This window comes from Mesorhizobium sp. M0207, from assembly GCF_040321995.1.
Classification (GTDB): Bacteria; Pseudomonadota; Alphaproteobacteria; order Rhizobiales; family Rhizobiaceae; genus Mesorhizobium.
In genome coordinates this window covers 21,346-34,472 of sequence record NZ_JAMYSQ010000029.1, presented here as the reverse complement: position 1 = coordinate 34,472, position 13,127 = coordinate 21,346, and the positions used below count along the sequence as shown (strand labels likewise).

At 60.4% G+C, this 13,127-nt stretch carries 10 protein-coding genes, 1 pseudogene and 1 riboswitch; of the genes and pseudogenes, 7 read left to right on the top strand and 4 right to left on the bottom strand.

Annotation, left to right across the window (positions count from 1 at the left end; all coding sequences use genetic code 11):
• Positions 1–23 precede the first annotated feature (23 nt).
• Together metK and NKJ15_RS27860 are read left to right on the top strand one after the other, a co-directional pair.
• On the top strand, positions 24–1,199 hold the full coding sequence (gene metK, locus NKJ15_RS27865; protein ID WP_023679684.1) for a methionine adenosyltransferase: 1,176 nt from the start codon (positions 24–26) through the stop codon (positions 1,197–1,199).
• Between the two features lie 110 nt (positions 1,200–1,309).
• Positions 1,310–2,302: an adenosine kinase gene (locus NKJ15_RS27860; protein WP_352819036.1), complete on the top strand. Its 993-nt coding sequence runs from the start codon at positions 1,310–1,312 to the stop codon at positions 2,300–2,302.
• A 32-nt stretch (positions 2,303–2,334) separates the two neighbouring features.
• Here NKJ15_RS27860 and NKJ15_RS27855 read toward each other — a convergent pair whose 3' ends face one another.
• Entirely contained in the window at positions 2,335–3,147 is an 813-nt protein-coding gene (locus tag NKJ15_RS27855; protein WP_352819033.1) for a transposase, read from the bottom strand.
• A 129-nt stretch (positions 3,148–3,276) separates the two neighbouring features.
• Here NKJ15_RS27855 and NKJ15_RS27850 point away from each other — a divergent pair.
• The 5 genes and pseudogenes from NKJ15_RS27850 to metE all read left to right on the top strand — a co-directional run.
• Positions 3,277–4,579 (top strand): annotated as a pseudogene (locus NKJ15_RS27850) (MFS transporter); the annotation flags it as partial.
• Positions 4,580–4,791: 212 nt separating this feature from the next.
• Complete coding sequence (locus NKJ15_RS27845) at positions 4,792–5,625, top strand: helix-turn-helix transcriptional regulator (protein ID WP_352515945.1); 834 nt, start codon at positions 4,792–4,794, stop codon at positions 5,623–5,625.
• Positions 5,626–5,869: 244 nt separating this feature from the next.
• Positions 5,870–6,250 (top strand): hypothetical protein, encoded by a 381-nt coding sequence (locus NKJ15_RS27840; RefSeq protein ID WP_352819030.1) that lies wholly within the window; start codon positions 5,870–5,872, stop codon positions 6,248–6,250.
• A 558-nt stretch (positions 6,251–6,808) separates the two neighbouring features.
• Entirely contained in the window at positions 6,809–7,828 is a 1,020-nt protein-coding gene (locus NKJ15_RS27835) for an integrase core domain-containing protein (protein ID WP_352819028.1), read from the top strand.
• Positions 7,829–7,865: 37 nt separating this feature from the next.
• A riboswitch (cobalamin riboswitch) is annotated at positions 7,866–8,066 on the top strand.
• Between the two features lie 95 nt (positions 8,067–8,161).
• Entirely contained in the window at positions 8,162–10,498 is a 2,337-nt protein-coding gene (metE, locus tag NKJ15_RS27830; protein WP_352819026.1) for a 5-methyltetrahydropteroyltriglutamate--homocysteine S-methyltransferase, read from the top strand.
• A gap of 107 nt (positions 10,499–10,605) precedes the next feature.
• Here metE and NKJ15_RS27825 read toward each other — a convergent pair whose 3' ends face one another.
• The 3 genes from NKJ15_RS27825 to NKJ15_RS27815 are packed head-to-tail and all read right to left on the bottom strand — an operon-like array spanning position 10,606 to position 13,046.
• Complete coding sequence (locus tag NKJ15_RS27825) at positions 10,606–10,824, bottom strand: FMN-binding negative transcriptional regulator (protein WP_352819023.1); 219 nt, start codon at positions 10,822–10,824, stop codon at positions 10,606–10,608.
• A 34-nt stretch (positions 10,825–10,858) separates the two neighbouring features.
• Entirely contained in the window at positions 10,859–11,761 is a 903-nt protein-coding gene (locus tag NKJ15_RS27820) for a dihydrodipicolinate synthase family protein (RefSeq protein WP_352819021.1), read from the bottom strand.
• A gap of 52 nt (positions 11,762–11,813) precedes the next feature.
• Positions 11,814–13,046 carry a trans-sulfuration enzyme family protein gene (locus tag NKJ15_RS27815; protein ID WP_352819081.1) on the bottom strand — a complete coding sequence of 411 codons (1,233 nt, stop codon included), beginning with the start codon at positions 13,044–13,046 and terminating at the stop codon, positions 11,814–11,816.
• Positions 13,047–13,127: the final 81 nt, after the last annotated feature.

The window sequence follows — 13,127 nt, the reverse complement described above, 5'->3', positions numbered from 1 at the left end:
CAACACCCGAAACGAGGCATTTCATGGCTAGGCAGTTCGTGTTCTCTTCCGAATCGGTTGGCGCGGGACACCCGGATAAGTTGGCCGACAACATCTCGGATGCCATCCTCGACGCCATCCTCCGCACCGATCCCAAGGCACGCGTCGCCTGTGAAGCGTTGGTAAAATCAGGGATAGTCGTTGTGGCTGGCGAGATTACTAGCGATGCGCGGGTGGATTATAGCCAAGTTGCGCGCGATACGATTCTCGATATTGGATACGACGATGAGGCTGTCGGCTTTGACGGCCGGCGTTGCTCCGTCGTTCATGCACTCACCGAGCAATCGCCCGACATTAGCCAGGGCGTTGACGAGGGACGAGGGCAGGACCTCCAGCAGGGAGCGGGAGATCAGGGCCTCATGTTCGGCTACGCATGCCGCGAAACCGATACCCTGATGCCTTTGCCGATCCAGCTCGCGCATCGCTTGACGAAACGACAGGCAGATGTCCGGAAAGCACGACAGCTTGGCTGGTTGCGTCCTGATATGAAATCCCAAGTCTCAGTGCGCTATGAGGGGTTGCGCCCGGTCGCCCTTGATACCATCGTCGTATCGACCCAACATGACGAGCAGGTCTCGCAAGAGACGGTCCGCGAGGGCGTCATTGAGGAAATCATAAAGCCTGTCCTGCCGACCCACCTGGAGACGGAAGGCATCAGAATTCTGGTCAACCCGACGGGGAGGTTCGTAGTCGGCGGGCCGCGCGGCGACTGCGGTCTCACTGGACGCAAGATCATCGTCGATTCCTATGGTGGGATGGGTCGTCACGGCGGCGGCGCCTTTTCGGGCAAGGACCCGTCCAAGGTTGACCGCTCAGCCGCGTATGCGGCCCGGTATGTCGCAAAGAATATCGTCGCTAGCGGACTTGCGGACGTCTGCGAGGTGCAGCTTGCTTACGCAATCGGCGTGGCCAGTCCGGTTTCTGTCATGGTCAACACGTTCGGAACAGCGAGGGTTGAGGAAAGAAGGATCGAGCGCCTCATTCTTGAGTTGTTCGATCTCAGACCGAAGGGCATTATCAAGATGCTTGATCTCTTACGCCCTATATACCGCAAGACCGCGACCTATGGCCATTTCGGCCGTGAAGAGCCTGATTTCACCTGGGAGAAGACAGACAGGGCCGACGAATTGCGTCGCGAGGCAGGACTTGCCGCCCCGTGAGGGCTGGCGCCGAACGGATTGGCAAGCGCAAAGCCCATTCCCACTGGCCAGACCCGCCCGCGCCCCGGCGTGGCAGAAAGCCGGTGGGTTTTTGGCGGAGACATGAATTGATGCCGGACTATGACGTGCTTTGTATCGGAAATGCCATCGTCGACATCATCGCCCAGTGTGACGAGGCGTTCCTGGAGACCAACGGCATCATCAAAGGCGCGATGAATTTGATCGACACGAGGCGCGCCGAACTGCTCTACAGCCGCATGGGCCCGGCCATTGAAGCTTCGGGCGGCAGCGCCGGCAACACGGCGGCGGGCGTTGCCTCCTTCGGCGGCCGCGCCGCTTTCTTCGGCAAGGTCTCCAACGACGCACTCGGCGAAATCTACGCGCATGACATCCATGCCCAGGGCGTCGCCTTCGACACCAGGCCGCTTAACGGCGAACCTCCGACAGGGCGCTCGATGATCTTCGTCACGCCCGACGGCGAGCGCTCGATGAACACCTATCTCGGCGCCTGCGTCGAGCTCGGGCCGGAGGACGTCGAGGCCGACAAGGCCTCGGGCGCCGCGGTCACCTATTTCGAGGGTTATCTGTGGGACCCGCCGCGCGCCAAGGAGGCGATCCGGCAGACGGCTAAGCTCGCCCACGCCGCCGGGCGCGAAGTGTCGATGACATTGTCGGACTCGTTCTGCGTCGATCGCTACCGCGACGAATTCCTCGATCTGATGCGCTCCGGCACCGTCGATATCGTCTTTGCCAACAGCCACGAGATCAAGTCGCTCTACCAGACCGCGTCCTTCGACGAGGCGCTGGCCCGGATCCGCAAGGATTGCAAGATCGCCGCCGTCACCCGCTCGGAAAGGGGCTCGGTGATCGTGCGCGGCGACGAGACGGTCACCATCGAGGCGACCAAGATCCGGGAGCTGGTCGACACCACCGGCGCCGGCGACCTCTACGCCGCTGGCTTCCTCTACGGCTACACGCAAGGCCGCAGCCTGAAGCAGTGCGGCGATCTCGGCTCGCTGGCCGCCGGGCTGGTCATCCAGCAGATCGGCCCAAGGCCAAGGCAGAATTTGCGCCGAGAGGCCGAGCAGGCGGGGCTGCTGTAGGTGGCGAGCCAAGAACCAGCTGCCCAGCCTCCTTAATCCAGCCCGAGCCTTTTCTTCAGTTCCGCATTCTCCTTGCGGAGACGATCGGCAAGCAGGCTCTTTAGCCGCTTGTTTTCTTCCTCGAGCGCGACGAGATCCTTCAGCCCGTCACTGTCCGCCGCCGGCGCCGCCGCCTTCTTCCAAAGATAATATGTCTGTTCCGAGATGCCGGCTTGCTTCACCGCGCTCTTGAGAGTAGCGCCGCCGCCGATCGAGGTCTCGATCTGCGCCAGCTTCTGGGCACGATCCTTCGCGGAGTAGCTCTTTCGGCCTGTTCGCGCTGACGGCGGTGCTTCAGTGGTCGCGGATATCGGCTTGGCGCCCTCCTTGCGGGCAGGCGCGCTCGCCTCAGCTTCTGGCTTCCTCGACCGCCGCGCTCTCGTCTTCGGTTTTGGCGTTTCCGATTTGTCTGCCGGTGCGCTAGGAACTACTGCTGACTCGGTTTCCAGGGGATTGGCCATGAAATGCTCCACTCGCAGTTCGTGCAAAGGTTCAGCATCAAGGACCACTACAGTAGAGTCAACAAGCTGACGATTTAACGGCTCGACTTCCTTTGTTGTCTCGGCCATCGCCGCGGCGATGTCGAAATTGCCCCAGATGGAACGTGCGGATTTTTGATAATTGCGCTTTTGTTTGACTTCCACGGTGAATGGTCGCGTCTGCCGCCTCATAGTTCCTTCCTGAATAGGAGAATGAAGTCGCCGCTCGAATTTTTGGCGCTTCCAGCCGCTCAACGGGCAAGTGATGCCGGTCTTCGATGGCTGACCCATGGGGGAGATTTGAGCGGCTTCGCGCGTCCTGCGCATGCCTGTAAGGCCGCCAAGTTTTCTGGGTTAGCAGGCGCGCCACTGTGGCAGCTTGGCTTGTACGGCGAGGCCATGGTTGAGTGAGGCGAACCAAATCCAGCCCCGCGGTTGATCCCGAAGCTTCCCACAATGGCGAAGAGAACATCTTCACTCGTTCCTTTTCAGCACAAGACCTTCCGTTCGCTATGGTCGGCTGCACTCGTTTCGAACCTTGGCACCCTGGTGGAAGGTGTGGCGGCGGCTTGGCTGATGACCAGCATCGCCACCTCCCATGGAATGGTGGCGCTCGTCCAGTACATGATCTTCTCCCTCGCGGCGGGAGCGCTCGCGGACAACTTTGACCGTCGCCGGATCATGTTGACTGCGCAACTGCTGATGGTCTGCGTATCCGCCTTCCTGGCGTTCCTGACCTATGCGGGGGAAATGACACCCTGGATCCTTCTGGGTCTCACCTTCCTGATCGGCTGTGGTTGGGCATTGCACGATCCCTCTTGGCAAGCCTCGATGGGGGATATCCTGCCTCGCGAACACCTGCCTAGCGCGGTTGCGCTCAACGGCATGAGCTACAATCTCATGCGCAGCATCGGGCCGGCGATTGGCGGCATAATCGTGGCCACAGCCGGTGCGGCCTTCGCGTTCCTCTTTAACGTCTTTTGCTACTTCGCTCTGATCGCTGCGCTGTCGGTGGAAAGCGGTACGGGCACGACAAGCGCTGCCACGGGAGGCTTTCGGCAGTGCGATGGCGGCGGGCTTCCGTTACGTGCTCTTGTCGCCGAACCTTCTCAAGGTGATGTGCCGGAGTTTCATTTTCGGCCTCACCGCCGTTGTCATTTTGGCTCTCCTGCCGTTGGTCGCTCGCGAACAGATCAAAGGGACCGCAGTCACCTACGGCGTGATGCTCGGCTTCTTCGCCTGGGAGCGATTTGCGGCGCGCTCCTCATTGGGCGGGTCCGAGAAGTTCTCTCCAACGAATGGGTCATTCGCGGTGCGCTCTTTATACTGGCGATCAGCTGCTTCTTTCTGGCATGGAGTGAGCACGTTTGGCTGAGCTGTCTCCTCCTCGTGCCGGCCGGTGCGGCCTGGATTCAATCATTCTCGCTGTTTAACGTCACAGTGCAGCTTTCGGCGCCGCGGTGGGTGGTTGGACGCGCCCTGTCTCTCTATCAGACGGCCACATACGGCGGCATGGCGGCGGGAAGCTGGCTTTGGGGCGAACTGCCGGATGTCGAAGGTGTTTCGGGAGCCTTGCTCGTCCGCCAGCATGGTTCTTGTGATTGGGGGACTGATGGGCATCCTTCTGCGTCAGCCGGATTTTGAAACGCTCAATCTGGATCCGACCAACAAGTTCAGCGAACCGACGCTGCAACTTGACCTGCGGCCACGAAGCGGTCCGATCCTGGTGATGGTCGACTATCGTGTCGATCAGAGAGATCGAGACTCGCCCACAATAATTATCTGAATTTCAGCAGTAATTTTTGATCGCCCATTCGTGCTGTGTACCAGCCCTGTGTCTTGCGCAAGTGGTCACGAACGGCTGCCGGAGCCTCGAAGACGCCCTAAAAACACATGCTGCGATTTTTGAACACGCTTGACGTGTTAGATTAATTCATCCACAATGCGTGTGTTGAACACGCGAGGTGAGTTATGAACATGAAAGAGCTTAGGGTTCGACTGGGCATGACTCAAAAAGATTTGGCAGAGCAGATGGCAACGACACAACAGACTGTGGCCCGTTGGGAAACAGGCAAAACGCAGTTGAACGTCGAGCAGATCAAGGACCTTTGTCTCACGTTGAAATGCACGGTCGAGGAGCTGCTGGGCTGGAAGATTGATGTCGAGGAGTGGCGCACGAGCCCGTTTGCAATTGCCGATGCCGAAACGCGATACGGCACGCTCAGAATCAAGACGACTGTTGGCAGCCGCCAATATCCCATCGATGAAAAGGCGCGTGAATCGATTTTACGTCAGTTGAAGGAACTTCATAATCTTCGTAGAAATAACACAAGCAGGCCATGGCTGTATTGTTGGAGCCTTGACAACAAAATACTCTTGATAAATCCGCAATATGTCCGCACCATTGAGCTTATCGGTGACGATGTAGAGGAGATGCCAGAGTATTATCATCCAGAAATCTATCGGGCTTTGGATGACTGGGATAAGGGTGAGGTTTCAGGAAAGCTGAAGAAAGAATGCGATGCGATCATCGCAGAGATGGGTGATCAGGAAGCCGTGCGCATGGCCTCCTATGTTCGCGTCACATATGACGACGGAGAAGATGAGTGGAACTTCTTGGATGAAGAAACCGCTACGACTTTCTTCGGATTGGAAGCTGCGACCTTTGACGTTCCCCAGTGTAGTTTCGCCGAAGTGGAGGAAGAAGGTTACTACCGAGCGCGATACGCCAACCTTGATCGCGTCGCGGTGATGGAGGTTCCAAGCGACCGTTATCACAGATTGACCGCGCCCGAGGAAGCTTAGAACCATCCACGAAGGGCGCATGTTACATCTCGACCTTGCGTGGTGCGTTTTCAGTACGAGATGACGTTAAGCGTAGGTAGTGGCAGGTAAGAGTGCTCGACCAGAAGCTCAACTGCCTCCTCAATATCGCTGCCGATGTGCCGCAGGACACGTCCACGGGAGCGTGGATAGGCGTAAAGTTCCTGCACTCCACGGTCCGCTCTCCCATCGCCGGTGTGTGCCCGACGCCATCTTGTGGACGAGCTTGGCCGCCTGCACCCGGTTGTATTCCGGCTTGCGGTCCACCTGGGCGGTCCGCCGCGATGGCTATCTCCATGTCAATCGGCGCCGAACTTTGACGCCCGCTGCTTTTGATGAATTTGGCGAGGTCCCGCGCATGATCACTCTTGGTCTTCTCCTTGAGGCCCTGTGTCGCGAACTTGTGGTCCAGCAGGGCAAACAGGTCCAAGTCCCCTTCCGCCTGTGGCGCTGGCTTGCCCTCACCGCCCTCGGCTTCCCAATTGGGGACCGCTTCTGCGCGCTGCACCGTGGCGATTGTCCGCCCAAGACGCATCACAAGATCGAACGCCAAACCGTGCGCGTGCACGACGATTTGCCGCTCAGGCCTCATTTGGACAGGACTTGAGCTGGCCCGGTGGTTTGAGCCGGGTTACCTTGAGCCGGTGGGCTGCGAACAAGCAGTTCGAGACATTGGCCTCGATCACGCCGCTGCGCCAAGCCTCGGTGTGCTCCCCCCGAAATCGTTGTGTCATATCACCGAGGGCATCACGGCCAACAGCTTCCACATGGGCAACAGCCTCGCCATTGAGCCGAATATGGTCGCGAGCAGATCACCAACGAAGCGGTCGGAACCTCGGAGCCGAAGTTCGACGCCGAGGTGGTTCGCATGATGCGGGAAGCAGCACCACGGCGCTTGCCGGTATGTTTGCTGCCGGCAGCCGACGAACTCCTATCCTCCTGGACAAGGGCGCCGTGCGTCATTGCTTTGATTTACCGGCCGCTCAAGGCTTCCACAGTTTTCGCTTTCGAGGCGACCTTTGGAACATGCCAACGGAAATTTAACATAACGACATAAACATTTCTTTATGCGGCGTGACCGCGCTCAGACAGATATGAGATTCTTGCAGTTGAGGAGGGGTTCTCCGTAACTCGGGTTGCGAAGCTCGAATCATAGGAGAACCCCATGCAGGTTTTTGGCCTGCCCGGTCATATTATACGCAACGCCGGCCGGGCGTCGCGGCTTCTCGGCGCGAAGCCCCCAACAATCGAAGCAGAGAGAAGACGCGACGCGGTGGCGCGATGGCGGCGCGCGATGCGGGACGGGCTGGATGCCGGGCAGGCAGCGCGGGCGGTCGGCGTGCCGCGTTCGACCCTCTATCGCTGGGAAAGCGCACCCGAGCCGAAGAGCCGGCGTCCGCACCGGGTTCGCGCCAACGGCTGGAGCCCGACCTTGCGCGCCGAGGTCGAGCGGCTCAGGCTGGATTTTCCTTTCTGGGGCAAGGACAAGCTCGGTCCTGTGTTGCGTAAGGCCGGCTTTGCCGTCTCCAACGCCACTGTCGGCCGCATCCTGAAGAAGTTGGTCGAGCGTGGCCGGGTGACGCCGGTGCCCGAACTCATCCGCAAGGCCGGCCGCAAATCGCCCCCAAAGACCAGGCCACACGCCATCCGCAAGCCGAAGGACGTTTGCTTCGAAAAGCCCGGCGATGTCATCCAGATCGACACGCTGACCTTGACCATCGCGCCGGGTCGAACCGTCAAGCACTTCGATGCCTATGACGTCTTCGCCAAGTGGACCGTGGCAAAGCCCTATGCGCAAGCCACCGCCGCAAACGCCGCCGACTTCCTCGCCAAGGTCACCGCCGAAATGCCGTGGCCGATCAAGGCCATCCAGATCGACGGTGGCTCCGAGTTCATGGCCGAATTCGAGACCGCGTGCCAGGACAACGAAATCCCCCTCTATGTCCTGCCGCCACGGTCGCCAAAACTCAACGGAGCCGTCGAACGGTGCAACGGCGCCTGGCGCTACGAATTCTACGCTACCGTCGATCTGCCAACCCAGATCGACAAGATCGCCCAGCATGTCGATGCTTTCCAGCATCTCTACAACCATCACAGGCCACACGGAGCACTCGACGGCCTCACTCCAAGCGAGTATCTCAAAATCTGCCGAGACCGGATGACCCAGCCGTCTCATATGTACTGAGCGCGGACACGGCGTTGACAAAGAAGCGAACTGCTGTAATTGTCTCCCGCGTCGTGGTTCTCCGTACGGCGCTGCCGCAGCGGAGCTAAGAGGGAAGCCGGTGCGATGCCGGCGCTGCCCCCGCAACTGTTAGCGGCGAGCCAACCCCACTCATGTCACTGAGGCGAATAGCCTTGGGAAGACGGGTAGAGGCTATGACCCCGCGAGCCAGGAGACCTGCCACGGCGAATTACGTCCACGGGCGGGGTGTCTCGGTGGCCGCTGCAGCCTGGCGTTCGTGCCGGCCTGCTAGCGCCTTCCTTGTCACCGACGCCCCAACCATCGGGGTCTGGCATGACTGTCTCTCAGCAAATTCCTGTAGCAACGCTCGGTGTGCCCCGCTTCGGTCGTCGGCGAGAACTGAAATTCGCGCTTGAAAGCTACTGGTCCGGAAAATCGTCCGCTGCCGACCTTCTCACGACCGCGAAGGCGCTCCGTGCCGCTAGCTGGGAGGAGCAGCACGATCGCGGCGTGTCGAAAATCCCGTCGAACGACTTCTCGCTCTACGACCATGTGCTCGACACCGCAGCCATGGTCGGCGCCGTTCCATCCCGTTACGGCTGGAATAGCGGCGAGGTTCCACTTGACATCTACTTCGCAATGGCGCGGGGCAACCAGGGTCAGACGGAGGATTGTCGACACGCTGGTCACCAGCAGGCGGCTCATCGGTCTGATGTAACCGCGATGGAAATGACCAAGTGGTTTGACACCAACTATCACTACATTGTGCCGGAACTCAACGATGATCAGACGTTCGCCCTCTCGTCGACGAAACCGGTCGACTACTTCCTCGAGGCTAAAGCTCTCGGCGTTCACACACGCCCAGTCATCCTTGGACCGATCACCTTCCTCAAGCTGGCGAAATCGCCTGCCGAAGGATTCGATCCCATCGCGCTCCTGCCGCGGCTGCTGCCCGTCTACGAGCAACTCCTGCAGAGGCTGAAGCTGTCTGGAGCCGACTGGGTGCAGATCGATGAGCCAGCGCTTGTCCTCGATCTGAACCCGAACGAACGAGCTGCGTTCGAATTCGCCTATGGCCAGCTGTCGAAAGCCGCGCCCGAGCTGAAGATCATGCTGGCTACCTATTTCGGGCCGCTGGGAGACAATCTCGAAACCGCGGTTTCTCTGCCCCTGGCCGGGCTGCATATTGATCTCGTGCGCGCTCCCGAGCAACTGGAAACCGTGGGTCGGCTCGCACCGAAGGATCTGGTGCTCTCGCTTGGCTTGATCGATGGCCGCAACGTCTGGCGTGCGAACCTGCCCGCCATTCTCGACCGCATCAAACCGATCGTCGCCGGCTGGCCCTTGGACCGCGTCGAGATCGCGCCTTCTTGCTCGATGCTGCACGTGCCGATCGACCTGCGCATGGAGACCGAACTCGACGCGGACATCAGGTCGTGGCTCGCCTTCGCGGCCCAGAAGACCGACGAGTTGGTGTTGCTGGCCCGGGCCCTGACTCAAGGCAGGGATGCGGTGGCAGGCGCGTTGAAAGCGTCTGCCGAGGCTGCCGCCACTCGCGTGACATCCACGAAGATCCATGACCCGCTTGTTGAGGGACGGATCGCCAGCATTGACGACAGCATGAAGCGACGAGAGAGCGCTTTTGCCGAGCGCTCCAGAGTCCAGGCCGGCACGCTCGGGCTGCCGCCGTTCCCGACGACGACCATCGGGTCCTTCCCGCAGACGCCGCAGGTACGCAGGGCGCGGGCCGCTCATGCGAAGGGCCAGCTGAGCTATGTCGACTACGAGACCTTCCTGAAGAAGGAGATCGAGGCTGCAATTCGCTGGCAGGAAGAGATCGGGCTGGACGTGCTGGTGCACGGTGAGTTCGAACGAAACGACATGGTACAGCATTTCGGCGAGCAGCTGTCCGGCTTCGCCTTCACCCAGCATGCCTGGGTGCAGAGCTATGGGTCGCGTTACGTGCGCCCCCCCATCATCTTCGGCGACGTATCGAGGCTCAATCCGATGACGCTGCGCTGGTGGCAATTCGCCCAGTCGCTTACGGAAAAGCCTGTGAAGGGAATGCTCACAGGCCCAGTGACCATTCTCAACTGGTCTTTTGTTCGCGACGACGTACCCCGCTCCGAGGCATGCCGCCAGATCGCGCTTGCCATCCGCGACGAAGTGACGGATCTCGAATGGTCCGGCGCAAGGATGATCCAGATCGATGAGGCCGCGTTTCGCGAAGGATTGCCACTGCGCCAGTCTGACTGGAAAGACTATCTCGACTGGGCTGTCGAATGCTTCCGGATCGCCTCAACGGGTGTAAAGGACGCGACTCAAATCCATACCCACATGTGCTATTCGGAGTTCAACGAGATCATCGACGCGATCGCCGAAATGGATGCGGATGTAATTTCGATTGAGACGTCGCGCTCGAAAATGGAACTGCTGGACGCCTTCACGAGCTCCAAATATCCGAACGAAATCGGGCCCGGAGTCTACGACATTCACTCACCACGTGTCCCGGAAGTCGGGGAGATTTCGGATCTCGTCATGCTTGCCCGCGAGCGACTGTCGGATTCCCAACTGTGGGTAAACCCGGACTGTGGCCTCAAAACACGCAAATGGGAGGAGGTCCGCCCTGCCCTCATGAACATGGTCGATGCAGCACGTGCGCTCCGGTAGAAAGTGTAGGCCGGAGGGTTTCCTGGTTGCTCACCATGTGGTGAGTGACGGGCTGCCGCATGTCGGCCGTGAATGTGCCAAAACGCGATCACATCCTTTGAAATAAGTCACTCGAGCCAGAATGTGCACTTTCCTTCGGCACGTGTATTAATCGCGCAGGAGTAAAGGGTACCGTTTTCTCCCTGTGACGTGTCGACTTCGAAGGGGATGTGATTGGCGTCGAGACCGCTCCGGCCATGGGTTATCAGCATGCCAAGTGCACTGTTCTCGATCAGTTCGTAGAGGACTTCTCGGCTCGGTTCATCGAAATGCGCGGGTACATACATGACAGGTTCCTTCACTGGCCGCCGGGTTCGCTATTCACAGGTTGACATCCGATGGCAAGCGTTCCAACGCGGCGGCGATCTGGCGCTTCGCTGCTGAGGGCAGAGGCAGGATGGGACGCGGGGGGTCGGCACGGCAAATGTCGAGCAATTCGGCAAGTGCATAGACGACGCGAAGGCTCGAGAACTCCTTGAAGAGGCTCCAGAGCGGCGCAAGCGTGGCATCGATCCGTCGCGCTTCGGCCGCATCGCCCTGTTGCGCCGCCGTGACGATCTTCACGCAGACCTCGGGCAGGATGCCGGCGAGGACGCTGTACCATGTGTCGGCGCCGGCGATCATGGCCTCTGCGGCGTTCCAGTCGCCGCTGTAGCCGATCGAGAACCCTTCCGGCACAGTGCGCCTCTGGTCGGCCAGATGGCTCTTGATCGCATCGCCCTTGTCTGTCGGATTCTTGCTAGCGACAATCCCACCCACCTTTGCCAGGCGGCTGACGAGTGCTGGGGTGAAATGGAAATGCGTCGTTCCTGGATTGTCGTAGACGACGATCGGCAGGCCGCTCTCGCACGCCACCGTCGAGAAATGTTCGAACACCTCGTCATCAGTGAGCGGGGTGTAGGAGGCGGCCGCAAGCAGCCCCGCGGCAGCTCCAAGGGCCTTGGCGTCTTGCGCGAGCCCCACGGCTTCATCGGTGCGCAGCGCGCCCACACCCACCAGGACCGGCATTCGCCCCGCGGTTTCGTCCAAGGTCTCGGCGAGCGTCCGTCGCCGTTCCTCGCGCGACAGATACATGTAGGTGCCGGTGCTGCCGAGAAGACCGATGGAATCGACCTGAGCGGTGCCAAGCCGAGCAATCAGCCTGCGCAGGGCAACGGTATCGACGCGGCCATCACGATCGGTCGGCGTGATGGGAAACGCGGAAAGGCCGCTCAGGAATGCCATGGCGAGGCTCCGGGTTTGTACGCGAGCGCGGGACTGGCCGGACCACAGGTCATCACAAGATGTCCAGAGCCCGCCGCAGGTCGGCGATTAGGTCATCGGCGTCTTCAAGACCCACCGAGAGACGCATGAGGTCCTCGCCGACTCCATCGGCCAGATGCGCATCCTTGCGGATCGGCTGACGAGCACGGGTCAGGCTTGCCGGATGATAGATGAGGCTGTCGGCATCGCCGAGGCTGACAGCCCGGGTGATCAGGTTGAGCCGGTCCATCATCCGCCGCGCGCCCTCGAATCCGGCGTGGGGGCCAAAGGCCAACATGCCCGACCCGTGGGACATCTGCTTTCGCGCCGTCACCTGATCAGGGTGCGAGTCGAGGAAGGGATAACTCACCCATGCCACCGCCGGGTGCGCCTCGAGCGCCTGAGCCACCGCAAGGGCAGTGGCGCTGTGGCGTTCCATGCGCAGCGTGAGCGTCTTCAGACCGCGCAGGATCAGGAAGGCTGACATGGGCGAGAGCGCTGCGCCGGTGATGTAGCGCAGGCCCGTCTCGTGCAGCGTGCGGAGCGTTTGCGCGTCGCCGAGAATCGCCCCGCCAAGGGCGTCACCATGCCCATTGATGTATTTGGTCAGGGAGTGGAGCACGAGGTCGGCCCCATGTTCGAGCGGCCGCTGGAGCGCGGGCGAGGCGAAGGTGCTGTCGACTGCAACCTTTACACCGCGCGCGTGGGCGCGCTCGGCAATGGCAGCGATGTCGAGGATGCGGCTCAGCGGATTCACCGGCGTCTCGAAGAAAACAAGCCGGGTCCGCTCGGTGATCGCGGCATCGAGATTTTGGGGATCGGACAGGTCGACCGCGACGACCTTGATGCCGAAGCGGGGGACCGCCTGTTCGACCATGGCTAGCGTGTTCGCATAAAGCGTCTTGTGGACGATGAGTTCATCGCCTTGGGACAGGAGCGACAGGATCAGCGTCCCGAAAGCCGCCATCCCCGAGGCAACGACCAGACCTGCCTCGGCTCCTTCCAGATTGGCGAGCCGTTGCTCGAGGATCTCCGTCGTCGGATTGTATTCGCGCGCATAGAGCCTTCCGCCAAGTGCGGCGGCGGCCTCGTTCGCTGCCACGCTTTCGAATCCATAGGTCGAGGTCAAGAAGACTGGCGGCTGAACGGCATTGGAAAAGCCGGCCGGATCGTAGCCATGATGGATCGCCCGAGTGGCGAATCCGGGACCGGTGTCGTTGAGCGACCGCGTGAGAGCATCCGTTTCGGATTGATAGGAGCGGGTCATTCGGCCTCTAAGATCTTTCTTGGGTTTCCGAAAGATTGACGGCAAACTGGCCAATGTGAAATATCCAGTTAGCAATGAATG